Origin of the sequence: Mycolicibacterium parafortuitum, from assembly GCF_002086815.1 — a bacterium.
GTDB lineage: Bacteria > Actinomycetota > Actinomycetes > Mycobacteriales > Mycobacteriaceae > Mycobacterium > Mycobacterium parafortuitum.
Map to the genome: position 1 here is coordinate 25,134 of NZ_MVID01000012.1, position 23,540 is coordinate 48,673.

Annotated in this window: 23 protein-coding genes; 11 read left to right on the plus strand and 12 right to left on the minus strand. The window is 67.6% G+C overall.

Annotated features, from left to right (window positions below):
* Positions 1 to 9: 9 nt before the first annotated feature.
* Together BST38_RS14675 and BST38_RS14680 are read right to left on the minus strand one after the other, a co-directional pair.
* Positions 10 to 4,206, minus strand: a complete 4,197-nt coding sequence (locus BST38_RS14675) for a cadherin-like domain-containing protein (protein WP_133057233.1) — start codon at positions 4,204 to 4,206, stop codon at positions 10 to 12.
* Between the two features lie 328 nt (positions 4,207 to 4,534).
* Positions 4,535 to 5,881: an aminotransferase-like domain-containing protein gene (locus BST38_RS14680; RefSeq protein WP_083144165.1), complete on the minus strand. Its 1,347-nt coding sequence runs from the start codon at positions 5,879 to 5,881 to the stop codon at positions 4,535 to 4,537.
* Between the two features lie 175 nt (positions 5,882 to 6,056).
* On the opposite strand from BST38_RS14680, the gene BST38_RS14685 reads away from it, so the two are divergent.
* Positions 6,057 to 6,455, plus strand: coding sequence for a PaaI family thioesterase (locus BST38_RS14685; RefSeq protein ID WP_083144166.1), 399 nt, complete (start codon positions 6,057 to 6,059; stop codon positions 6,453 to 6,455).
* A 3-nt stretch (positions 6,456 to 6,458) separates the two neighbouring features.
* Here BST38_RS14685 and BST38_RS14690 read toward each other — a convergent pair whose 3' ends face one another.
* Both BST38_RS14690 and BST38_RS14695 read right to left on the minus strand, forming a co-directional pair.
* Positions 6,459 to 7,682: an oxygenase MpaB family protein gene (locus BST38_RS14690; RefSeq protein WP_083144069.1), complete on the minus strand. Its 1,224-nt coding sequence runs from the start codon at positions 7,680 to 7,682 to the stop codon at positions 6,459 to 6,461.
* Positions 7,683 to 7,787: 105 nt separating this feature from the next.
* On the minus strand, positions 7,788 to 9,440 hold the full coding sequence (locus tag BST38_RS14695) for an acyl-CoA synthetase (RefSeq protein ID WP_083144070.1): 1,653 nt from the start codon (positions 9,438 to 9,440) through the stop codon (positions 7,788 to 7,790).
* Between the two features lie 64 nt (positions 9,441 to 9,504).
* Between BST38_RS14695 and BST38_RS14700 the strand changes: the two genes are divergently transcribed.
* From BST38_RS14700 to BST38_RS14715, 4 genes are all read left to right on the plus strand, one after another.
* The gene (locus tag BST38_RS14700; RefSeq protein WP_083144071.1) at positions 9,505 to 9,867 is read left to right on the plus strand and encodes a hypothetical protein; all 363 of its coding nucleotides are present in this window, start codon (positions 9,505 to 9,507) and stop codon (positions 9,865 to 9,867) included.
* 92 nt (positions 9,868 to 9,959) lie between these two features.
* Positions 9,960 to 10,754, plus strand: coding sequence for an SDR family NAD(P)-dependent oxidoreductase (locus BST38_RS14705; RefSeq protein ID WP_083144072.1), 795 nt, complete (start codon positions 9,960 to 9,962; stop codon positions 10,752 to 10,754).
* Positions 10,755 to 10,797: 43 nt separating this feature from the next.
* On the plus strand, positions 10,798 to 11,913 hold the full coding sequence (locus tag BST38_RS14710) for an alpha/beta hydrolase family protein (RefSeq protein WP_420872576.1): 1,116 nt from the start codon (positions 10,798 to 10,800) through the stop codon (positions 11,911 to 11,913).
* A gap of 69 nt (positions 11,914 to 11,982) precedes the next feature.
* The gene (locus tag BST38_RS14715) at positions 11,983 to 12,180 is read left to right on the plus strand and encodes a hypothetical protein (RefSeq protein ID WP_133057234.1); all 198 of its coding nucleotides are present in this window, start codon (positions 11,983 to 11,985) and stop codon (positions 12,178 to 12,180) included.
* Between the two features lie 12 nt (positions 12,181 to 12,192).
* Here BST38_RS14715 and BST38_RS14720 read toward each other — a convergent pair whose 3' ends face one another.
* The 3 genes from BST38_RS14720 to BST38_RS14730 form a co-directional block, all read right to left on the minus strand.
* Positions 12,193 to 12,630 carry a hypothetical protein gene (locus BST38_RS14720; protein ID WP_083144075.1) on the minus strand — a complete coding sequence of 146 codons (438 nt, stop codon included), beginning with the start codon at positions 12,628 to 12,630 and terminating at the stop codon, positions 12,193 to 12,195.
* 248 nt (positions 12,631 to 12,878) lie between these two features.
* Entirely contained in the window at positions 12,879 to 14,054 is a 1,176-nt protein-coding gene (locus tag BST38_RS14725) for an osmoprotectant NAGGN system M42 family peptidase (RefSeq protein WP_083144076.1), read from the minus strand.
* A 219-nt stretch (positions 14,055 to 14,273) separates the two neighbouring features.
* A complete protein-coding gene (locus BST38_RS14730) occupies positions 14,274 to 15,251 on the minus strand; it encodes a GlxA family transcriptional regulator (protein ID WP_181792075.1) in 978 nt (325 codons plus the stop codon).
* Positions 15,252 to 15,340: 89 nt separating this feature from the next.
* Between BST38_RS14730 and BST38_RS14735 the strand changes: the two genes are divergently transcribed.
* The 3 genes from BST38_RS14735 to BST38_RS14745 all read left to right on the plus strand — a co-directional run bounded on the left by BST38_RS14735 (position 15,341) and on the right by BST38_RS14745 (position 17,270).
* A complete protein-coding gene (locus BST38_RS14735; RefSeq protein ID WP_083144078.1) occupies positions 15,341 to 15,982 on the plus strand; it encodes an HD domain-containing protein in 642 nt (213 codons plus the stop codon).
* 15 nt (positions 15,983 to 15,997) lie between these two features.
* The gene (locus tag BST38_RS14740; RefSeq protein ID WP_083144167.1) at positions 15,998 to 16,702 is read left to right on the plus strand and encodes a nitroreductase family protein; all 705 of its coding nucleotides are present in this window, start codon (positions 15,998 to 16,000) and stop codon (positions 16,700 to 16,702) included.
* 142 nt (positions 16,703 to 16,844) lie between these two features.
* On the plus strand, positions 16,845 to 17,270 hold the full coding sequence (locus BST38_RS14745) for a cupin domain-containing protein (RefSeq protein WP_420872551.1): 426 nt from the start codon (positions 16,845 to 16,847) through the stop codon (positions 17,268 to 17,270).
* A gap of 23 nt (positions 17,271 to 17,293) precedes the next feature.
* Here the strand turns inward: BST38_RS14745 and BST38_RS14750 are convergent, their stop codons facing one another.
* From BST38_RS14750 to BST38_RS14760, 3 genes are all read right to left on the minus strand, one after another.
* On the minus strand, positions 17,294 to 17,572 hold the full coding sequence (locus BST38_RS14750; protein WP_083144079.1) for a hypothetical protein: 279 nt from the start codon (positions 17,570 to 17,572) through the stop codon (positions 17,294 to 17,296).
* A 115-nt stretch (positions 17,573 to 17,687) separates the two neighbouring features.
* A complete protein-coding gene (locus BST38_RS14755) occupies positions 17,688 to 18,227 on the minus strand; it encodes a molybdopterin-binding protein (RefSeq protein ID WP_083144080.1) in 540 nt (179 codons plus the stop codon).
* Between the two features lie 106 nt (positions 18,228 to 18,333).
* Positions 18,334 to 18,723 carry a nitroreductase family deazaflavin-dependent oxidoreductase gene (locus BST38_RS14760; protein WP_083144081.1) on the minus strand — a complete coding sequence of 130 codons (390 nt, stop codon included), beginning with the start codon at positions 18,721 to 18,723 and terminating at the stop codon, positions 18,334 to 18,336.
* On the opposite strand from BST38_RS14760, the gene BST38_RS29215 reads away from it, so the two are divergent.
* Positions 18,711 to 18,944 carry a hypothetical protein gene (locus BST38_RS29215; protein WP_133057235.1) on the plus strand — a complete coding sequence of 78 codons (234 nt, stop codon included), beginning with the start codon at positions 18,711 to 18,713 and terminating at the stop codon, positions 18,942 to 18,944. The genes BST38_RS14760 and BST38_RS29215 overlap by 13 nt on opposite strands.
* A gap of 32 nt (positions 18,945 to 18,976) precedes the next feature.
* Here the strand turns inward: BST38_RS29215 and BST38_RS14765 are convergent, their stop codons facing one another.
* The gene (locus BST38_RS14765; RefSeq protein WP_083144168.1) at positions 18,977 to 20,191 is read right to left on the minus strand and encodes a Cmx/CmrA family chloramphenicol efflux MFS transporter; all 1,215 of its coding nucleotides are present in this window, start codon (positions 20,189 to 20,191) and stop codon (positions 18,977 to 18,979) included.
* A gap of 338 nt (positions 20,192 to 20,529) precedes the next feature.
* On the opposite strand from BST38_RS14765, the gene BST38_RS14770 reads away from it, so the two are divergent.
* Positions 20,530 to 21,429, plus strand: coding sequence for an oxygenase MpaB family protein (locus BST38_RS14770; RefSeq protein WP_181792076.1), 900 nt, complete (start codon positions 20,530 to 20,532; stop codon positions 21,427 to 21,429).
* Between the two features lie 52 nt (positions 21,430 to 21,481).
* Positions 21,482 to 22,507, plus strand: coding sequence for an NADPH:quinone reductase (locus BST38_RS14775; RefSeq protein ID WP_083144082.1), 1,026 nt, complete (start codon positions 21,482 to 21,484; stop codon positions 22,505 to 22,507).
* Positions 22,508 to 22,738: 231 nt separating this feature from the next.
* Here BST38_RS14775 and BST38_RS14780 read toward each other — a convergent pair whose 3' ends face one another.
* Positions 22,739 to 23,473 carry a hypothetical protein gene (locus BST38_RS14780; RefSeq protein WP_083144083.1) on the minus strand — a complete coding sequence of 245 codons (735 nt, stop codon included), beginning with the start codon at positions 23,471 to 23,473 and terminating at the stop codon, positions 22,739 to 22,741.
* Between the last annotated feature and the right edge of the window lie 67 nt (positions 23,474 to 23,540).

Below are 23,540 nucleotides of genomic sequence, written 5' to 3' on the forward strand. Positions count from 1 at the left end.
CCAGACCTGTCAGACGGTGTAGGTCCGCGACGAACTCGCCGGCGTCGTCGTGACCATGCCGTTGACCACCACGTAGTGACCGTCGGTCACGGTCAGGATGATGGTGTCGTTGTTCTGCGTTCCCGACGTGCTCAGGACCTGGGAGCCCGGGTTGTAGGACGCGGAACCGTGCTGGGGCTGCTTGGTGATGGTGTACGTCAGCGAGTCGCCATCCGGGTCGGTGGCGAACACCGAGGTCCAGTCGTTCACGAAGGGCCAGAAGACGCCGCCGGTGGGTGTGTTCGGCGCCGAGTTCATCGCGTAGATCGGCACTGTCGCGATGAACGCGGTGACACCGCCGAACTGATCCCGGACCGTGACGGTGAACTGGTCTCTGACCGCGGTGCCGCTGGCACCGATCTTCGCCGCGTCGTGGTAGTAGGAATTCAGTAGGCCCTTGCTGATCGTGTAGCTGAACGAACCGTTCGCCGCGATCGTGACTTCGCCGCCGTTGGTCGTCGAGAACGTTCCGGCGTCGAACGTCAGCGGATCTCCGTCGGCGTCCGATGCGCCGATCGTTCCGGTGGTCGTCTGGGTCCGGTTGATGAGGTTGCTGGTCTGGTTGTGGCTGGTGATCGTCGTCGTGCCGCCCACCGGCGGGGTGTTCACCACCTTCGGGGTGACCGTGATCGTCGCGATCGTGACCGTCTTGCCGGTGGTCACTTCGGTGCCGATGATCGTGAAGGTGTCCGGCGGTGTGGTGGAGTGCCCCGGACTGGTCCGGGTGTAGCTGAACACGCCGCCGGCGTCGACGGACACGGTGCCCTTGGTCGGCGGTGTGCCGAGGCTGTAGGTCATCAGACCGAGATCGGCGGGCGGGACGAAGAGCTGTCCGGTCACCTGGTTGAGCGTCGAGGTGTTGATGTTCGCGGTCGGCGACGGCGTGCTCAGCGACACGTTCACCGTCTGCGTCGTGGTGCCGCCGTGCCCGTCGGAGACCAACACCCGGAACGAATCCGCGGTTGCCGCAGACTTGTTCGGGATGTAGGTGAAGGTGCCGTCCCAGTTCAGTGACACGATGCCGCCGTTGGCGGTGTACGTCGAGGTCGCGGTCGCACCGGCCGGGTTACCGGCCCCGGCCAGCGAATAGGTGAACGAATCACCGTCGCGGTCTTCGCCGGACACCGAACCGCGCACGACACCGAGTTGGTTGGGGCTGCCGACCGATGCGCTGGAGGACGGCGTGCTGTTCTCGGTGCGCAACAGGATGTGGAAGGTGACTTCGCCGGTGCGGCCCAGCGAATCGGTGACGGTGATCTTGACGGTGTCGTACTTGTCGGAATCGGGCGCGTTCACCGCCGCGGCCTTGTGGAACACGTCGGAGTAGCTGGTGTTGGTGTAGGTGAATCCGCCGCCGGAACCGAGGATGGTGACGGTTCCGCCCTTCTCGGTGCTGTAGAAGCCGCCGCTGATCGTGACCGGCTGACCGAGGTCGTCGACCCCGCTCATCGTCCCGGTGGTGGTCTGGGTGGCGGGCGTGACCACCGTGCCGAGCAACCAGCCGCGGGGGGTGAAGCTCTCACCCGACACCGTCGTCGTCGGCGTCACCGCGATCAACGGCGGCGACACCGACACCACCGGCAGGGTCACCGACTTGCCGTTGGCGTCGGTACCGATGATCGTGAACGTGTCGTTCGTGCTGCCGGTGGCGGTGTTGCTGCGGGTGTAGGTGTAGGTGCCGTCGGGGTTGACGACGGCGGTGCCCTTCGCGCCCTGGGTGCCGATGGTGTAGGTCAGCAGCCCGACGTCGGGGGTCGGGACGTCCACCTTGCCGTGCTCGATGTAAGCGCCCGTACCCGTCACCGACGTCCCGACCCGCAGGTGCGACAGGACCAGCACGGTGGCGGTGGCCGTACCGCCGCGCCCGTCGGAGACCTGGACTTGGAACGAGTCTGTGTTGAGTGCCGGGATGAGCGCGGTCGACACCTTCGGGATGTAGACGAATTCCCCTGTGGCACTGTTGAGTTGGACGACACCGCCTTCATTGGTGTAGATCGACGTGCTCGTCGCCCCCGCGGTGCCCGGGTTGATCAGGCTGTAGGTCAGCGTATCTCCGTCGATGTCGTTGCCCGACGCGCTGCCCCGGACGATGCCCATCGCGTCGGGCAGCCCGGGCAGCGCGATGATCGTCGGCTGATTGTTCGCGACCCCGGTGTAGTTGACGGTCACGGTGACGGTGACGGTGTGGCCGTCCGGCGAATACGGGCGCTCCGCAGACGGGAACAGGCCGTCGCTGATCGTCATCTCGAAGGTGTCGGTGCCGGTGTGCGTCCAGTTCGACGTGCGGGTGTAGATCCACCCGCCGGCGACCAACGGGTTGATGGTGACGATGCCGTTGGCCGGTTGTTCGGACACCGAATACGTCAGCAGGTCGCCGTCGGGGTCGTAGGCCTGCACGGAACCACTGGTGGTGAGCAGGATCTGGCTGTTCTGGGTCTGGCCGGTCACCACCGGGAGGTGGTTGAGTGCCACCCATTGGAACCGCTCATAGACCCCGACCAAAGCGATGTAGGCCATCAGCGACCACGGGTTGGGCTCTGCCCCGCTGTTGACCGACATGCCGAGAACGCTTGCCGGCGAAAGGAATCCCGGTGTGCCGCCGGCGATCGCCGCGTCCCGGATGCTCTCGGGATCGAAGTTCCCGCTGAGTAGTTCGTTGAGGATGCTGACCAGCGCACCGATGCTGGCGCTGGCGACGGAGGTCTCGGTGATCAGGATGTCGGCGCCCGGCTTGATCTCATATGGCGGTACCAGCCGGTTGAGGAGGTCGGCGAATGTGTTGAGGCCGTCGGAGAACGTGTAGCCCGGCAGCGCCGACTTGATGAAGAGGTTGACCAGCGCCATGGTGTCGGGGATCCACTTCGTGGTCGGAGTCGGACTCGCGACCAGCAGGTCGAGCAGATCGTTGTGGGCGTCGAGGGTCTGATCCAGCGTGTAGTTGGCGGGTGTGACGAAGTTCTTGGGCGGCTCGGGCCAGCCGGAGAGTTGCAGCAGGATCTGCGTGAGGGTGTTGAGCGCGTGCTCGTCTTCCGGCGTCGCCTGGGCCGTCGCGAACTGGCCGCTTTGGATGGCGGCGGCCACCCGCGCCTCAGCCTGCGCGGTGTACATGTTCGCCGCGATCGGGGCACCGATGATCGGGATCGTGCCGATGAGATCGCGGGTGATGTCCCCGAATTCGTCGGCGATGTCCACGCGGTCTCCGCGCAGGATGGCCGCTGCGAGCTCGCCGAGATTGCCGAGGAGGCTGACGCCGTGGGCCACTGTGCCCACGACGGGGATCCACCCGTACTTCTTGCTGAACTCGGCCTGGGTCGCCTCTCGGAAAAGCTCTTGCATCGGGTCGCCGCCGACCACCAGGGTGTTCCCCTGATGGGCGGTCGCCGGGGTCACGCCGTTGCGGTTCTGCAGGGAGTGCCGCAGCAGCAGCCACAGTGAATCTGTCAGACCCGTCGGCAGCGTGATACCGCCGCGGGGGCCCAGCCCCAGCCAGTTCAGCAGTTCGTCGACGATCTCGATGACCGCAGCCGGCGGCTCTGGCGCAGTTTGGGCGGTGGTTTCAGTAGGGCTCGTGGTGTCGTCTGCCGGCGCCGCGTGGGTGGCCTGCGCCGGTGGCGGAGCGTCGGGTTGCTGGTCCGCGGCCGCGGGCTCCTCGACGGGGGACGGCGCTGGTTCGTCGTGGACGGGGTCCGGCACCTCCTCGGTGTCGAGGTCGTCGGAGTCCTCGGGTGCCGCGGACTGCGGTGACGGTGTGGCGCCCTCGGTTTCGTCGTCGGGATCCTCGAGAGCGTCGTCGGCAACCTCGACCTCGGGGCTGTCGTCGTCGATCTCCGCCGCTGCGGGCGGCGTGGACGTCCGGGTTGACGCGGGCTTGCGGGAGCCGACCGACAGTCCCACCGAGTCTGAGTCTGAGTCTGAGTCTGATTCACCGGCCGACGAGTCCGCGGCTCCCGACGCGCGGGAGGCCCTGTCGTCGCTGCCGGCGCTGGGCTTGCCGCCGGTGGACGCGTCGCCCGTGGAGGCCGCGGCCGCGCCCTGCCCGCCGGCGATCGCGGCGGCGAGCCCGACACCGGCCGCGCCCACCCTCAGCCAGTTCGTCATCGGACTGGTCGCGGGTTTGCGGTGGCGACCCGTCGTCCGGCGCGGTTTCCGTGGGCTAGCCGCAGCCATGCGAGCTCCTTCGCTCTCTCGTGTCGAGCGCCGGCGAACCCGGCTCCCCCGGCCCCGGCGCGGTCGAAAAAGTGACACGACATTTTGACGGAGTAGTAATTTAGCATTGAAACCGCTCCAAGATCAGCTAAGTGGGGTTCAGAACCTTTTAAGCAGTCTGATCACTGCCTTTACAGGTGTAAATTTTCTGTGGCAACCTTGTCCGGACCAACGAAGGGTGTAGATAACCTCCGTCTCAGCATTAACTTGTGCCCCAGAAATTGCGCGGCAAGCGACGCCTGGCGCCGTCAGTTCTCTGCCGGCGAACGGGGGTGCGACGGGGCCGGGCTCAGACGACCTGGCGCGCCGGCAGATGCCGACCGACGTGCCCGCGGATCTCCCGAAGCGCGCGCACCAGGTCCGCTTCTGGCGGGGTCGCCAGCGCGAGGCGGATCGCGTTCGGCACCGACTTCGTCGTCGCGAACGCGTCGGCGGTGGAGACCAGAATCCCCTCGTCGGCGAGCTGATGCGCGATGACGTCGCTGCGCGCTTCCTCCGGCAGCGGAAGCCAGCCGATATAGGAGTTGGGGTGGCCGTGGTAGCCGAGCCCGGCGAGCTCGGTGCGGGCCAGATCCTGCCGGCGCCGGGCATCCTTGCGCCGCAACACTTCCAGCCGCTCGGCGGTGCCGTCGGTCAACCATCGGGTGGCCAGCTCCGTCGCGATCGTCGACGTTCCCCAGCTACCGGTGCGCAGCGCGCGGATCAGCGCCTCACGCCGATTCCGCGGTGTCACCACGAATCCGAACCGGATTCCGGGCGCCAGACTCTTCGACAGCGAGCCGACGTAGAAGGTGCGTTCCGGGGCCAGCGTGGCGACGGGCGCGCGGCCGGGCTCCAGGAATGCGTACACCGCATCCTCGATCACCGCGAGGTCGTGCCGTCGCGCCACCCGGGCCAGCTTTCGGCGGTCGCCACCACTGAGCACGAATCCGAGCGGATTGTGCAGTGTCGGAGTGCAATACAGCGCCGACACCCGCCGCCGCGCACAGAGCCGGTCCAGATAGGCGAGGTCCATCCCCGACGCGTCGACCGGGATCGGCGCCAGTTCGAGACGGCGCGCAGCGGCCGCGAGCTTGATCCCCGGATAGGTCAGCGCGTCCACCGCCACGAGCGATCCCGGTGCGGTCACCGCGCCCAGGACGGCATCGAGTCCCTGCTGTCCGCCGGCAGTCAGCACCACCGCGTCCGGCGCGACATCGATGCCGTGACCGAGTAGATAGGTCGCCACCGCGGCCTGCCCGCGACTGCGACCGCCGGGCGGCTCCTGCATGAGAAGCGCGGCGAGGTCGCCCCCGGCGGCGAGGTCGCGCAGCGCCTGCCTCAACTGCTCACTCTGCACGGGCGCCAGCGGCTGGTTGAACGACAGGTCGGCGATCCGCTCCGCCGATGTCCGGCGCTGCGGCTCGATCCCGGCGAACCCGCTCAGATCGCGGACGAACGTGCCCCTTCCGGGTTCCCCGATCACCAGCCCGGCGTCGGTGAGCACCCGATACACCTTCGTGGCCGTGGCCACCGCGATGCCGTATTCGGCGGCCAACGCCCGGTGTGTCGGCAGCCGCGTTCCCGCCGGCAGCGCTCCGGCCCGGATCTGCACGGCGATGTCGTCGGCGACGTCGGTGTGTCGGTGGACGCGCAGGACGACCCCTTGTCTGTAGGACAATTTCTTGATTGCACTATGGCACGTTTTCTAGCGTCGGGTCGTCCTGTTGCGGTTGATCTTTCGAGGAGGCTCCATGCAGCACACCACGTTGCCGGTGCTGGAACATCTCAGGCAGCTCGTCGTCGGTGCGACCCCGGATGCGGCGATCCACCTGCAATACCCCACCGCCATCTCCGGTCTGCTGGGCTTCGAGATCGCGTCCGTCGGTGCCGAAACCGCGTCGGTGCGGGTGTCTGTGGATCCGTCCAGGCACGGCAATCAGCAGGGCACCGTGCACGGCGGGTTCCTCGTCGAACTGGCCGACGCCGCGATCGGCACCGCACATTCCACGCTGATGGTTCACGGAGAGACGTTCACCAGCATCGACATTCGAGCCGCGTTTCTCCGCCCGGTGTGGGTGGACACGTTGACCGCGACCGCGCGGACCACACATCACGGCAGGACGATCACGCACTACGCGTGCGACGTGACACGGGCGGACGGCAAGGTCGCCGCGACGGTCACCAGCACGGTGATGACGCTGCGCGGCGACGCGGCCCAGGGCCGATGACCGTCAGGCCACCCGGCTGACGTGGGCCGCGGACTCGCCGATGGTGGCCGAGGCGTCCGCACCGATCATGGTGCGCAACAGCTTTGCGTGTTCGCGCCGTCCGCGGTGGTCGGCGCGGTCGACCCCGCCGGGCACGGTCAGCGCGGCGGCGCTGCGGGCGAGGTTCACCGGGAGCCGCAGCAGCGGGTACCAGGGCAGGGAGTATGACGGCAGGCCCAGCGAACGCAGGGCTTTCGGGCCGAGGAACGCGCTGGTGACCGACAGGTGCTGGGCCCGGGCCAGGCGGCGCCGCAGTTCCGGGAGGCTGTCGTAGTGCCATGCCAGCGGATCGTCGGCCATCGGCGCGGCGAGTTGCTTGCTGGACTCGTCGGGGGCGGCCAAAGCGGTCAGCGTGTGTGCCAGCACCCGGATGCTGTCGCGGAAATCCTTTGGCAGCCATTGGTCTTCGACGCCGATGAGCCACCCGACGTAGCGGGTCAGGTGCGCGACGGCGGTGTACTCGGACGGCGAGAGCACCACCCCCATCCCCATCGCCCCGACCGCGGGCGCGACCAGCGCGCCGACCAGCGTCGCGGCCATGTCGGTCTGGTTGACCGGCAGCCCCCACTCGTCGGGCCGCCAGTCCGGCATCGCGGCGACGTGCCTGCGGACGAACGAGTGGATCAGCCGCACCCGGATGGTAGATCGGTATCCGACGCCGAGGTGGTCGAGACCGCCCTCGGCGATGACGTCCATGGCCCACTGCATGGTCTCGGCGAATCGCTTGTTCGAGCCCTTCTCCAGGGCTCCGGTGCGCAGCAGCGTCTTGTTGAATCCGGAGAACTGGTAGCCGCCGAGCAGCGACACGTCACGGGCGACGTACATTCCGTCGGCCCCGCCGCGGCGCAGCGCGCGCTGCCCGATGCTCAAAAGCTCGGGGTCGGCCCAGTCCGGCAGGGGCTCAAAGGTTTCGAAGAACTCGCGCAGCGGTGCCGGAGCGTCGGAGACGCTGTCGATGCCGTCCTGCAGAGCGCGTTCGAACAGCGGCCGGGTCTGCTCCATACCGGTGGCTGCCATCCATTCGACGAGGCGGTCCATCGGCTCGTCGCCGACGTTGAGCCGTTCGCCGAGGTCTTGCCACTGCTGCGCGCTCGGATTCCGGATCGCCAGCACGCTCGCCAGGGCCCGCACGCCGGCCGGGATCGGCCGTGGACGGTCCGGGTGGCGCGTCGGAGTGGGCGCACTCACAGCAGCTCCTCCTTGAGCTCACTTCTGACAACGCTCGTAGTCAGAAGTGAGGCTATTCCGAGCACAGACGCGTGTCAACGAGCGGGCGGCGCGGGCGGTGAGGGCTCAGGCGTCGACGTCCATCTCCACCAGAACGCGGCGGAGCAGCTTTCCGGTGGCGTTGCGCGGCAGTTCGTCGACGAAGACCACGTCACGAGGGACCTTGTGCCGGGCCAGATTCTCCTTCACATGGCGCTTGATCGCCTCGGGATCCTTCTCCGCATCGGACTCGGGGACGATGAAGGCCCGCAGCCGTTTCCCGAACTCGACGTCGTCGACGCCGACCACCGCGACCTCGACGACATCGGGGCGCGCCTCCAACAGGTTCTCGACCTCCTGCGGGTACACGTTCTCCCCGCCCGAGACGATCATGTCGTCGTCGCGGCCGTCGACGAACAGCAGGCCGTCGTCGTTGAAGTGGCCCATGTCGCCGCTGGACATGAAACCGTCGATGATCTGCTTGCTGCGCCCGTCGGTGTACCCGGAGAACGGGGCGCCGTTGCGGACGAAGATCCGGCCGCGCCGGTTGGCCCCGTCGATGCGCTGGTCGTTCTCGTCGAACAGCACGACCTCACAGGTCACGGGTGAGCGGCCGGCGGTGCCGGGCGCGGCGCGCAGTTCGGCGGGGGTCGCGACACTGGCGATCGCGCACTCGGTGGACCCGTACATGTTGTAGAGGACATCGCCGAAGGTGTCCTGGACCCGGTTGGACAGTTCGGGGCTCAGCGCCGATCCGGCGATCAGGATGACGTTCAGCGACGAGGTGTCGTACTTGGCGATCACCGCGGGGTCCAGCTCGACCATCCGGTGCAGCATGGTCGGCACGGCCACCAGCATGTCGGCCTTGTGCTCGGCGATGAGCCGTAGCGTCCCTTCGGCGTTGAAGCGCCGGGCTGTCACCACCTTGTTCCCGAAGGCCGCGCCGGTGGTGTAGGTGGCCCAGCCCGTGCTGTGGAAGATCGGTGACACGATCACCATGGTTCCCTTGTGCGGGAACGGGATCCGGTCGACGATCTGCGCGGTCGCCAGCGGCGAGACGGTATCGCGCGGAGCGCCCTTGGGCAGACCGGTGGTGCCGCTGGTCAGGATCACCGACCCGCCGGCCTTGTCCGGCGGCGGCAGCGGCTCCGACGGGTTCACGGCCACGATGTCGTCGAGGGTCGGGACCCCCTCGGGCACCTTGGTGCCGTCGTCCACCCAGGTCAGCACGCGGGGCATGTCGGCGGGAAGCGCGTCGAGGAGGCCGAGGAACTCGCTGTCGTGCAGCACCACCGCGACGCCCTCGCGCTGACACACCTCGGCGAACTGCGGTTTGGCGAAGCCGGTGTTCATCAGCACCATTCGCGCGCCGGCCTTGCCGCAGGCGGCCATCGTGGTGACCAGGCCGCGGTGGTCGCGGCACAGCACGCCGACGACCGACCCCGGCGTGACTCCGAGCCCACGCAGGCCGCGCGCCAGCGCCCAGGACCGGTCGTCGACCTCCTTGTACGTCAGTGTTCCGCGCTCGTCGGCGATCGCGGGCAGGTCGGTGTACTTGCGGCCGCCGAGGATCGCCATCGTGGCCTGCGGACCGTAGACCCGGGCGAACTTCGCCGTCTGCACCGACGATCTGAGATCGGTCAGATCGATGATGCCGGTGTCGATCAGGCGCTTCAGTGCGCGGCCCGACTCGGATACCAGCTGAAATTTCTGACGGACGGTCTGCAACGCTGCAGTCATCGGTAGGCCTCCCAGGTCGATGGAAGCCAAGGTAGCAAGCGCGGGCCGGGGTTACTGTGGATGTATGGCGCGCAGCTGTCGCTGGGGCGCGGCCACCGTCGTCACCGTGGTCGCGGTGCTGGGCGGTGCGGTGTCCGGCATCGGTGCGGCCGCGGCGGCACCCGGCGACGATGCCGCCCCGGTCATTCCCGCCCCGGTGATACCGGCGCTTCCGCTGCCGGTGCTGCCGATCCCCGCGGGCTTGCCCCCGCTCCCCTACCCCGCCGATGTCCCGGTGGTGCAGTTGCCCGCCGATATTCCGGCCGTCGAGTTCCCGGCCTCGGTGCCGCCGGTGTCCCTGCCCGCCGACGTTCCCCCGGTGCCGTTGCCCGCCGACGTGCCGCCGGTCCAGATGCCCGCGCCGATCCCGGAATGGTTGGTGCGGTAACCCGACCCTGATCGATCACCACCACGGCGGGCCGATGCGGCCTAGCCTGGACGAGGCGGCAGACAGCTGCCCGCGAGGCGACGGGTGACGCAATGACAGGAAACCGTCTGGACCACAAGCGGGTCGTCATCACCGGCGCCGCGAGCGGCATCGGGCGCGCGGCGGCCCAGTTGATGGCCGGCGAGGGCGCCCGGGTGCTGATCGCCGACCTCGATGCGGACGCGGCCGCCGCGGCGGCGGCCGACATCGGAGGTGGTGCCGTCGGCGTCGCCGTCGATGTGCTCGACGAGGCGTCGATCACGGCCATGATCGGCTGTGCCGTCGACACCTTCGGTGGCCTCGACGTGCTGTGTAACCACGTGGGCGGCAGTGACCCCCGCAAGGACCTCGACCTGTTGCGGCTCGACCTCCACGAATGGGACCGCGCCATGGCGCTCAACGCCCGCAGCACCGTGGTCGCCTCGCGGCTGGCGCTGCCGCACATGATCGCCGCGGGTAGCGGCTCGATCATCAACACCGTCTCGGTGGCCGGTCTGGCCGGCGACACCCTGCAATGCGCCTACGGAGCGGCAAAGGCCGCGGTCATTCGGCTCACCCAGTACATCGCCACCCAGTACGGCCGCAAAGGTGTGCGCTGCAACGCGGTCGCCCCGGGAGCTGTGATGACGCCGGCTCTGCGTGACAACGTACCCGCCGACGTGATCGATGACATCCGCCGGCACAACGCGCTCGACCTCATCGGCACACCCGAGGACATCGGTTGGGCCATGGTCTATCTCGCCTCCGACGAGTCCCGCTACATGACGGGCCAGACCCTGGTGCTCGACGGCGGGCTGACCGCGCAGAGTCCGATCGCGGCCAGCCGACGGGCACTGCTCGGTGACTGAGCACCCCCGGCGCGGGCTGGCCGGGCTTGCGGTGCTGGTGCTGATGACGGGCTGCACCACTGCGCCGGCGCCGACGCCCGAACTGCGCCCCGGGCAACTGCTCACCGCACGCCCGCTGACCACCGTCGCAGCCCTGCCCAGCGCCGCGGAAACCCGGTTGATCACCTATGTCTCGGAGGACTCGCACGGCGAGCCGATTGTCGTCTCCGGTACCGTGGCGGTACCGAAAACCGAACCGCCGCAAGGCGGCTGGCCGGTGATCAGCTGGGCGCACGGGACCACGGGTTACGCCGACACCTGCGCCCCGTCGGCCGACACCGCCGACGGCTTGATCCACGACTACACCAGCAGGGTCCGCCCGATGCTCGACGGCTGGCTGTCCCGCGGGTTCGCGGTCCTGCAAACCGACTACCAGGGGCTGGGTACGCCCGGCGGGCATCCCTACGTCGACGGCACCAGTGAAGCGAACACCGTCACCGATATCGTGCGGGCCGCGCGGGTTCTCGACTCCGGGATCGGAACCCAGTGGCTGGCCGTCGGACACAGCCAGGGCGGGCAGGCGGCACTGTTCACCGCGCAGGACGCGCAGGCCCGCGACCCCGACCTCGATCTCGCCGGGGTGGTGGCCCTCGCACCCGGCGGGGTCGATATGGGTCAAGCCGTCGACCTCATCCGCTCCGGAGATCCGGAAATCGCAGCCACCCAACGATTTCTGCCGTTGCTGGTGCTCGGCGCAGCGGTGGTCGATCCGTCGGTCGACCCCGACGCGATCTTCACCACCGCGGCACGGCCACTGCTGGCCACCGCACGGACGGAGTGCGTCGCCCAGATCGATACCGTCCCGACGGTGCCGACCTCTGAGGTGCTGGAACCAGGTGCCGACCTCGACGGGTTGCGGACCTATCTCGCCCACCAGGACCCGATCCGGGTCACCCCGCGAGTGCCCGTGATGATCGCGCAGGGCAGCGCCGACGCCGCGGTGCCGGCGGCCGGCGTCGACAAGTTGGCCGCGGCGCTGTGCGGCAAGGGGGCCGCGGTGGAATACCGGGTCTATCCCGGCCAGGACCATCGGGGCGTCATCGCCGCCGCCGACCGGGACATGCAGGACTTCGTCGCCGCCGCAAGAACCGGGCGGGCAGCTGACAACTGCCCACGTTGATACCGGGAAATATCAAGCGAGTCAGCGTTTATGGCGTCTTTCGGGTATCCGCCGTGAGAAGCTCGGGGCATGACATTTCGCGTGAAGTTCGGGCGCCAAGAGGTGCCGGCCGAGTACGGCGACGATGACACCTACGTGTTCCTCGAGAGCGGCGCCCTCAAGCTGTCGTTCAAGAAGCCGGCGCAGTGGGACGAGTATTACGCGCCACACGCGTGGTACCAGGTCATCGCCGAGGAGAACCACGGGCCGGGCCGCGCGAAAGGCTAGGCGAAAAGACCCTCACGATGACGAGGCCTTGAGCTCCTCGGCCTCCTGCCGGGCGTAGGCGGCATCGATGCAGGCTGCCGCCGCTTCCTCGATGGCGCTCTCCGCGAACCAGATCGCATCCAACGCATAATCCTCGGCAGCGTCGGCATATCGCTCGGCGGTCTTGATGTCGTGCTCTTCCCGCTTCTCCGCGATGGTCGACCGGAGCTTCTCCACGTGGTCCTTCCACTTGGTGCGGATGTCGTCCCATTGCGCGGAGGCCTTGTCGGCGGCGGAGTCGACGGAATCCTTGACGCGCTCCACAGACTTCGCGGCACGCTCACGCGCGGCGTCCGCATCGGCCTTCATCTGGTCCTTCTCGTGCTCAGTCGATTCCTTGAGCTTGTCGGCGGATTCCTTTGCCTTTTCAGAGAGTTCGTCGAACTTCTCGCTGAGCCGATGGTCGGCCATTCGTCGCTCCTCGCGTCAGATTCCGGTCCCGGTCGGGGTCGGCATGACACCACACTGTCACTCGGAGCGCCGCTCCAATAGCCCTAAAAGCTAACGATTTTCGGAAACTTTCGGCCCGGCCGCCGCAACCCTCGGAGCCGGATCCGTTCTCGCGCAGCGATCTTGATCCCTGGCTACGCGTGACACCAGGAGCCACAGGCGCCGAGGCGTGGTAACGGTGGACCCGGGGAGCCACAGCAAAGGAGCGGTCAGCCGCGCGACAGCGGGACCCACTTCTCCTGGGGTGCGGGTTGACGCTCGGACGGGAACTCGTGCAGATCGCCGGAACCCGACGGCGCCGCGTCCCAGTGGGCGAACGTCAGAGGCGACCGGATCCACGCATCCAGCAGGGCATACGTGGCCTTCATCGCGTCGAGGTGGGTCCTCTCCCACCCGTGGCTGCCGTCGACACCGAAGCCCACGAGCGCGGCCCTGGTGTTGGCGCCCGCTTCGATCGCAGCGGCGGCGTCGGAGCGGTAGTACCGGAACACGTCACGCACGAACGGGATCCCGCCCTCATCGGCAAGCCGGCACAGTTTCCGGGTCAGGTGATAGTCGTAGGGACCGTGCAGATCGGACATCGGCACCGCGACGGCGTCCTCGCGGGAGTGCTGGCCGGGTGCGCACACCGCGTTGTCGACGGTGATCATCTCGGCGATGTCGGCGGGCAGCCCGGTACTGGCGCCGTATCCGACCTCTTCGGCGATGGTGATCATGACCGCGGTGCGGTGCGGCAGCATCACCGAGTTTTCGGTGAGGGCCTTGATCAGCGTGAGCACCACCGCGACGCCCGCCTTGTCGTCGAGATGGCGGGACACCACGAACCCGTCTTCGGTCAAGACCGGATTGGCCATCAGCGGGGCATAGTCACCGACCCGGATTCCGAGCCGGCTCAGGTCCTCGCGGCTCGAAACCTGGCGGTCCACACGCACTTCCACGTGATCCCAGTCGGTGAGCTGATTGTCCACCTCGTCACCGAACGCGTGTCCGCTGGCCTTCAGCGGCAGGATCGTGCCGGTGATGAAGTCGCCCGGTTCGTCGGTGAGGATCCGCACCCGAGCACCCGCGGCGAAGCGCGCGGAGAAGGTGCCCACGGGGATCACCTCGAGGCGTCCGTTGTCCTTGAGGCCCCGCACCATGCACCCGGTGGTGTCGGCGTGCACCACCAGCGCGCGGTCGGTCGTCTCCGACTCTCCGGGCAGTTCGACGATCAGCGCGCCCCGGCGGGTCAGCGACAGCGACAGCCCCAACGCCTCGAAGATGCCGCCGATCATCTGCATCACCGCGTCGGTGCGCCCGGTCGGGCTCGGGGTCTGCAGAAGCGTGAGCAGCGTGTCGACCATCCATTCGCTGTCCGTCTCCGGCATCAGGCCGTTCGCGGGCATCAGACTCTCCTCCGCGAAACCCTGTGGCCGCGTCAGAGCGCCTCATGCGCCGAGCGCGATGGGTCCGCTCTGGTCGCAGCCTATCGGCTGGCGAGCGCGGTGATCGGTGATTGGCCGCGCGGAGTGAGCTCGGCATGAGTCACGAATTGGGCTATGTGGTAGGTCAATTCATGATCAATCCCGGGTCCACCACCTGGTTCGCGCCGGATGTCGACGCGGTCAGGTCGAGATGGCGGTGCGGAACCTGTCCCGGTACGCCTTCGGCGGCACACCCAGGTGTGTGACGAAGACCCTCCGCAACGTCTCGGTACTGCCGAACCCGGCCAGTCGCGCGGCCTCGGTGACGGTGCGGCCGGCGTCCAGGGCGGCGCGCGCGACGTCGACCCGGACCCGCTCGACATAGTCCGCCGGGGTGGTCCCGAGCTCGGCGCGGAACAGCCGGGTCAGTTGGCGAGTGCTCAGCGCGGCGCGGGTGGCCAGACTGCGCACACTGTGGTTGCCGCCGGGGTCGGCGGTGATCGCCTCGGTGACCACCCGCAGGGCCGACTGCGGCGGCGGGTGGGCCTCGATCAGCGCCGAGAACTGGGACTGGCCGCCCGCGCGCTTGAGATAGACGACCAACCAGCGGGCGACGTCGCGCACCAGATCGGTGCCGTGATCCTGTTCGACCAGCGCCAGGGCCAGGTCGATGCCCGCCGAGATCCCGGCCGAGGTGTAGACGTCGCCGTCGCGGACGAAGATCGCGTCCGGCTCGACGGTCACGTCGGGGAACGCCCGGGCCAGCGAGCGCACGTTGTGCCAGTGCGTCGTCGCGCGGCGGCCGGTGAGCAGCCCGGCCTGCGCGAGGATGAACGACCCGGTGCAGATTGATCCGAGCCGCCGGGTCCGCCCCGCGAGCGATCGCACCGCCTCGACCAGCTCAGGATCGATTGCGCGCGCGGGGAATTCGTCACTTCCGGCGACCAGCACGGTATCGGCCGAGGCGATGGACCCGATGCTGTCGGTGACGCCCAGCCGGATCCCGACAGAGGTCCTCACATCGTCGCCGTCGACGGAGGCGACCTTGATCCGGTAGTCGGCGCCGAACCGGTTGGCCTCGGTGAACACCTCGGCGGCACCGGAGACATCCAGCAGCGTCACGTCGTCGAAGACGACGATCACCACCACCCGCGCTGCCACAGCGTCATTGTGTCGCATTCTGTGGGCCGAACGGCGCAATAGCCGTGCGTGCGTCGGCCCCCACCTGCGTTGACTCGATCGTAAGAGACCGATTCAGGAGGGTGACCATGACAATCCAGACGATCGCCGGGATAGCGATCCCCGACAGCGCACTGGTGCGCGAAGCGACCGACTTCATCCGCGAGGCCGAGGACGACCTGCTCTTCGACCACTCCCGCCGCGTGTATCTGTTCGGTGCGCTGCGGGGGCAACGCTCGGGGCTGCAGCCCGACCTCGAACTGCTCTACGTCGGGGCGATGTTCCACGACCTCGGCCTCACCGAGCGCTACCGCACCTCGGAGTTGCGCTTCGAGGTCGACGGCGCCAACGCGGCACAGGACTTCCTGCTGCAGCACGGCGTCGACCCTGCCGCCGCCCGCACGGTGTGGCTGAGCATCGCGCTGCACACCACTCCCGGTGTGCCCCAACACCTTGATCCCGAAGTCGCGTTGGTCAACGCCGGCGTCGAGACCGACGTGATCGGCCTCGGCCGCGACGAACTCTCCCCGGACGCGATCGCCGCGGTGACCGCCGCGCATCCGCGGCCCGACTTCAAGAAGCGCATCCTGTCGGCGTTCAACGACGGCATGAAGCACCGGCCCGACACCACGTTCGGGACGATGAACGACGACGTGCTGGCGCATTTCGACCCGGGGTTCCAGCGCACGGATTTCGTCGACCTCATCGAGACCAACAGCTGGCCCGAGTAGCGCAAGGAGCAGATGATGAACATCCACGAAGCCCTCTACACCACCAGGATGATGCGCCGGCTGCGGCCGGATCCGATTCCGCTGGAATCCCAGGCCCGCATCCTCGACGCCGCCGTCCGCGCGCCCAACGGAGGCAACACCCAACGCTGGCACTTCGTTGCCGTGGACGATCCCGCGTTGATCCGCAAGTTCGCCCAGCTGTTCCGGAAGGCCCGTGACGTCGAATATCACAAGTTCGCCAATGGTTCCGGACCGATGGCGGCCCCGGCCCCGGGCGCGGATCCCGCCGCTCACGCCGACACGATGCGCCGGATGAAGGTCTCCGGGGACTACCTGGCCGACCACTTCGAAGAACTGCCCCTGTTGATCTTCGTCTTCGCCATCGACGATCTCGGCGGCGCCAACATCTATCCGGCGATCTGGAGCCTGTTGCTCGCCGCTCACGCCGAAGGCGTCGGCGGGGTGATGACGATGGTGCTACGCAACGTCGAAGACCGGGTCGACGAACTGCTCGGGGTGCCGGTCGCCCAGGGTTGGAAGATGTCGGCGATGCTGGCCCTGGGATACCCGCGGGGCACCTGGGGTGTCGCGGCCAATCGCCGTCCCGTGCAAGAGGTCTCGTCCCGCAACAGCTGGGACGGGCCGTTCGGCGTCGACGTTCCCCAGCCGTTGTGGCCCCCGCAGCGGGAGGCCATCCCGGCGCTGTCGGCGGCCGGCTGACCGCGATCTGAGGAAGGTAGGCGATCATGTCCACCTCAGGTGACGCGGTGCTGACCGTCGTCGCGCCGGGCGCCGCGACGTCGTCGCCATCCCGGGATTCGGCGCCGTCCTGAAACTCACCAGCGCGACGACCGGCGGGCTGGTGTCGATCGTCGAGCACCCGTTCCCCGTCGGCGCGATCACCGCAGCGCATCGTCATACCCGCGAGGACGAGCACTCCTACGTGCTTGCCGGTGAGATCGGTTTCCGATCCGACCACGACGAAGTGGTGCTCGGGCCCGGCGGCGTCATCACCAAACCTCGCGGCCAGCTGCACGCCATGTGGAACGCGGGACACGAACCCGGCCGGATCCTCGAAGTCATCACTCCCGGAAACGGTTTCGAGAACTACTTCCGCGAGCTGGGAGAGCTGCTCACCTCCGGTGTCACCGAGTCCCGGCCAGGCATCCCGCTGCACGAGTCTGCGGAGTTCGCCGAACTCGCCGCGAAGTACGGGCTGACCTACGACACCCCCGACTGGCTCGACGACATCGTGCGTCGCTACGGGTTGTCGCCGGCGACGCATTGACCCGCGCCGCGCGGCGTCGGCCCCTAGTTCGTGCCCGGGAGCTGCGTGAGGTATTTGGCCAGCCGCGCCTCGTCGACCGCCCCAGGGTTGTTCGCGCAGCCCTCGACCACGGTCGCCATCTCCTCGCCGGTGAGCTTCACCGCCGGGAACGCTTCGGCGATGTCGCGGATGCAATCGGCGCGCGTGGACTCGTCGTGCCAGTTTTTCAACAAGTAGAAGGACATACCGAGGAAGGCTGCCGCCATCACACCGACAGCGACCCCGATGACCGCGGCGCTGACGTAGTTTTGGCGACGGAACATGATGTGCCGGTTACCTCGCCCCGTCCCGGATCCCCATGGCCATCGACGGTAACTCCGACGTCGACGCGGTAGCTGAGACGAGTCTGTGGATCTGCGGTCGAACGGCGGCGCGAGTTCAGACCACCGGTGCCGAGAGGTTCACCACGCGCAGTGTCGCGACGTCTCTGACCTGCCGGCCACCGGCGAGGTCGGTGGGCAGGACAAGCCGCGGCCGGTCGAGGACCTTGCCGTCCTCGACGGTGGCGAGCATCGCGGGTCTCGGCGATACCGCGGGACTGCTCTCGCCCCAGGACAGCGCCGCGGTGTAGCCGTCGGCCGCGGTGACCAGAATCGCGACCGACAGCAGCGGGTTGGTCTGACCTATGTCGCCGCGCGGCCTGGACGCGGTGAGCACCGCGTCGAGAAGGGATCCGGCATAGGTGTGTGTCTCGGGTCCGGTGTGGGTCTGAAACGTCACGGTCTCGGTGTGGTGCGCCAACGTTCGCAGTTCGTCGAGCGTCCAGTTCCTGGGTGCGTCGACGTCTCCCACCACGTCGACGGCAACAGCAGCCGGTATCGACGGGTCAGCGCGCGCGTCCACGCCGGTGAGGGCTGCGACTGTCAGCAGCGCGGTCACCGTCAGCGAAACCAGTCCGCGGTTGAGAGTCGTGCCCATCCCCCGATTATGGGGACGACGAAACTGCGCCGGGGTGGCTGAGATTCGGCCTGGTTATCCGGCAAGGAGTTTGCATCGGCCGCCCGACGTGGCCCGAGAATAGAGGTCAGTCCGCGGCAACCGTCAGCAGAACGACGGCCTCGTTGTAGGGAAACGCGCGGTAGAACAACCGGGAACGCGGCATGACGAGGTCTGCGGCCTCGGCCTTGCTCACCACCCGTGGGTTGACGAGCGCGACGGCTCGTCCCCGCTTGTGCAGCACCGTCGGGCCGCCGGCCAGCACGTTCTTCAACCAGTCCGTCTGTGGGCCGTAGCCGATGAGGACGGCGTAGCCGTCCTGGGTTTCGAATACCAACAGGGGTGTCCGATACCGCTTGCCCGACTTGCGCCCGACGTGCTCCAGCGTCCCGAGGTTCGGAAGCCACGGCGTGATCGCGCGAGCCGCCGGATTGGTGACCCGCTTGTTGAACTCGGCGATTCGGCGTGGCATACGCATTCTCGGAGTCTAGGCATCGGTCGGGTTTTCTTGCTGCCGAACTGCGACAGAAGCGGCGCCCCGCTGCACTCGAATCGGCACATCCGCTGTCAGGCAGCTATTTTGAGCGTTACCGGTACGTCTCCGATGCGCGCGCCCGCTGCATCTACTTCGGCCGGCTCACCGAATTCACCGACGTCGACCTGCACCCCCTCGACGTCGAACAGAGCGCCGAGTTCTAGCTGCGGCCATGTCGAGTGCGACCAGGGCGTCACTAAACACTGGTGCCCCCAGTCGGACTCGAGCCGACACGTGACGGATGCTGCGCCTTGGGGGCGATGACCCGAAGAAGGGATGAGGCCAGCAGCAACGCTGCTGCAGTCACGATGGTTGCCGTCCAGACAGGTCCAAGCGCACCCGGAATCAAGCCGAGTGCAGCCGCGGCGAAGATGGGGCCGACGACTGCCCCGACGTTGAGTGCTGCGGTTGCATAGGATCCCGCCATGGTCGGTGCCCCCGCCGCCGCGTAAAGCACTTGTGTGAGCAGAGTGCTGCCGACAGCGAATCCCAAGACGCCCTGCGCCAACACGAGCCCGAACAGCGCGACGGGGTTGGTTGCGAAGAGCGCCAATGCGATCCACCCGAGAAGAAGGACTCCACCGGCACCGACGATGAGGAGCCGGGGGCGGGTGTCGGAGAATCGCCCCGCGATGGTGACCCCGATGGCGGAACCAATCCCGAAGAGCACCAGAACCACCGATACCCACCACTGGCTCAGATCCGCGGTGTCCATGACGACCGGCGCGATGAACGTCAGCACCGCGAAGATGCCGGCGTTGACAAGTGCAGCGAGCAGCATCGTCAGAACGAGGCGCGGAGATCTCAGCTGCGCCAGCTCCGAGCGCAAGGACGGCGGGAGCGTCGCATCCGCCGACGGCTGGCCAGTTCCGGTGGGGAAGCCTGTTGCGATGCCGATCGCCGCGGGTATGCAGAGCAGAGCGATCGCCCAGAACGTCGACTGCCAGCCCATCGCGGTACCGAGCAGGGAACCAATGGGGACTCCAACGACTGTGGCGACGGTGGTGCCGGAGAGCAGAACCGCCACGGCCCGACCCTTACGATCGGCCGCCACGAGCTTTGTCGCCGCGCCCAGCGCGACGGCCAGGAATCCCGCGTTGACGATCGCCGCGAGCACCCGCGTCACGAAGAGGACCGTGAAGTCCGGGGTGAGTGCCCCCACGACATGCGACAGGGCGAATACGAGAACGCACCCCAGCAGCGTCGCCTTCGTCGGCAGGCGACGGGTGGAGGCGGCCATGGTGGGTGCGCCGATGACCATGCCCGCGGCGAATGCTGACGTCAGCAGGCCGGCAGTTCCCACGGAGACGCCGAAGTGGGCGGAGATATCCGGTACGAGACCGGCGAGCATGAATTCAGAAGTGCCCATGGCGAAAACCACGAGGGCAAGAAGATAGAGGGCGAGAGGCATCGACACAGCTCCGAGACAAGAGAACGAACAGGGGGACGTCTCGTCACCACGGTCAGCGCCCGAAGGACTCCCGAAGTCGTGCCGCGTAGAGCGGTCGGCAGCTGGGGGGAAAACTCAGGAGAAGCGAAGGGCTGACGGTGTGACCGACAGCCCCTGAGTGTGTGATTCAGGGCTCGACATACCGCTCATCCTAGCTGTGGGCCTCACCCTGGATCATCGTCCACACGAGCGGCACCCGGCGAGAACGCGCCAGCCCGGATACGGCGCCTTCCTCGGACATCGCGACCAATAGTCACGCATCCCGCCCCTGCTCCGGCGGGCCACGTACCGTCGAGAGCATGGTGTTGACGCGGGAAGTGGCGGCGATCAGGAGCGCCTTGGGTCGCGCGGTGTTCGGGATGGTGGCCGGGCCGGACGGTCCGGACAACCGAGCACGTATCCACGGCACTCCGGGGCCTCGGTGGTTCGCCGAGGATCGGCCGATCCGCCGTGTGCACGGCGACGCGTCGATGTTCGTCGGCGGATTGCGGGCGCTGCTCCTGCAATCCCTGCATCCGTTGGCGATGGCCGGCGTCGCCGAGCACTCCGACTACCGCGCCGACCCGTGGGGACGTCTGCAGCGCACCAGTACGTTCCTCGCGGTGACGACGTTCGGGCCCGACGCCGACGCGCAGCGGGCCGTGGACAAGGTGCGCGGCATCCACCGCCGCGTGCGTGGGGTGGCGCCGGACGGCACCCCGTATGAAGCCGGTGATCCCCATCTTCTCGAATGGGTGCACATCGCCGAGATCGACAGCTTCCTGCTGGCACACCAGCGCTACGGGGCACAGCCTCTCGACCAGGCCGGCCGAGACGGGTATGTCGCCGACACCGCCCGCGTCGCAACGGCTTTGGGCGTGCCTGATCCTCCCCGCACCGAGGCCGAGCTGCGCGAGCGGATCGAGGCCTACCGGCCGGAGCTGCGCGGTACCGCCGCTGCCCGCGACGCCGCCCGATTCTTGTTGTTGACGCCGCCGCTGCCCTTGGCGGCACGCGCACCGTATGGAGTGCTGTCCGCGACCGCGGTGGCGATGCTGCCGGGGTGGGCGCGAAAGCCGTTGTGGTTGCCGTACTTTCCTCCCCTGGAGGCGACGGCGGTGCGGGCCGCCGGACAGGTGCTCGTCGGCGGGATCCGGTGGGTGATGACGGCCAGTCAGGAAGAGCAGGCTGCCGGGAGTGTAGCCCCGGTCGCACGCTGATGCGGTCGAGGCGTCAGGAACATCTGGTGCCGCGCATCGCGTTGTCCGTCCTATGAAGGCGATCACCTACTCCCGAACCGGCGACAGCTCTGTCCTGCACCTGCGAGACCGTGAGGTTCCCGAACCCGGCGCCGGGCAGGTGCGGGTGCGTGTCGTGGTGTCCGGTGTCAATCCCACCGACTGGAAGCACCGCAAGGGTGCCGGCCCCGACCAAGAGCTCGAATTCCCCGAAGTCGTTCCCCACCATGACGGCGCCGGAGTGGTGGACGCCGTCGGCGACGGCGTCTCCGACCTGGCGGTCGGTGATCGGGTGTGGGTTTTCATGGCCCAGCTTCAGCGGCCGGACGGTACGGCGCAGGAGTACGTCGTGCTGCCCGTCGTCTCGGTGGTCCCGCTGCCCGACGACGTCGGCTTCGATGTCGGGGCGAGCCTCGGGGTGCCGGCGATCACCGCGCACCGGGCACTGACAGTCGCGGAGGGGCGGCCGTCGCGGCTGGCGCCCGGAGCCCTGGCCGGAGCGACGGTGCTCGTCGCGGGTGGCGCCGGCGCGGTCGGCCATGCCGCCATCCAACTGGCTCGGTGGGCTGGTGCCCGCGTGATCACCACGGTCAGCACGCCCGAGAAGGAGGCGCTGGCAGCAGCGGCGGGTGCCGACCACGTCGTGAACTACAAAGCCGGTGACACCGCGGCGGCGATCCGCGCGGTCGCGCCCGACGGGGTCGACATCGTCGTCGAGGTCGCACCGGGGGCCAACGCCGCACTCGATGCGGCTGTCGTGTCGAACCGGGCGACGATCGCGATCTACGCCAACGACGGTGGCGGGAGTGTCGAACTCGACGTCATGGCGAACATGTGGGTGAACGCCCGGTATCAGTTCCTGGTCCTCTACACCGTCGGTGACGACGCGCTGGCGAACGGTCGAGACGACGTGGCCGCCGCCGTCCGCGACGGAGCGATGGGCGTCGGCGAGAGCAACGGACTACCCGTGCACCACTTTTCGCTCGAGGACACCGCTGCCGCCCACGACGCGGTCGAGAACGGAGTGACCGGCAAGGTACTCATCCGGGTGAGCGGGTAGCGATTGCGTCGGAGTATTTGGGCTACGGCGGGCCCGACTGCAGGGTCCAGAGGCTTCTTTTGGTGCCCCCAGTCGGACTCGAACCGACACTTGGCGGATTTTAAGTCCTTTCAGCTGACAGTGGTGGACCGATAGTCGTTGTGCTGCACCATATTTCGATAACAGAGGTCAGTAGTGCCACGCGTAAGGGAACACTTTGGGAACACTTTTGGCCTCAACCGCATCGCGGGATTACAGCGCCCCCCAGGGCGAGTCCGTAAAGCCAGCGGCTCTCATCTCGTCCTTCGCTTCCTCCATGTAGGCGTCCACCTGCTTCTTTAAGCTGCCCATAAAGCTGAGCGCCCGCTCTTGGGCCTGGGATTCGGTGTAAGCCTCTTTGCCAATCTCAGTACGGAAGACGTTGATAAATTTGTTCAACTGGTCGCCGGCAGCCTTCAGAGTGACTGGTGTTGCGAACGGTTCGGTGGTCGTCCTCAGCACCGCCAACATAGCCATGTTCAACTCTGATGCTGCGTCGAGCACATTGACCGGGGCGACAAGCCGCATCTTGTTGAACGGCGTCATGATTCGCTTGTTTTCTTCTGTCACCTTCGCGGCATGGTCGAGCTTCTCCTCGACGTTGGGGTCAGCTACCCCCGTCCGGTTGTAGAACATGTCTCTGATGGTGTTGAAGATGCCCTTCGTGTCGATAGAGTTTTGCAGGATCTCGGTACAGACCTGGGTGTACTCACTTGCGACGGCGTACAAGTTCTCATGCTCCCGCAGCTTGTCCTCGCGCTGACGCTTCTGCTCTTCCGTAAGGTCTTCGCGAAACTCTTTGCGATTCAGCACATCGTGCTCATGTGAGAACCTGCGGTTGTCTGCTGCCCTCGTCGTGAAGTACGTGCCGATGCTGCCGAGCGAGCCAAGTAGGACGCCACCTGCCCAGAACTCGGGTGTGGTCACGTACTCAAGCCATCCGCTCATGGCGTCAGATTTTAGTGGCAGAGTGTGACAGTTCAGAGGCGCGACACGACGTTGTTAAAAGCGCGGC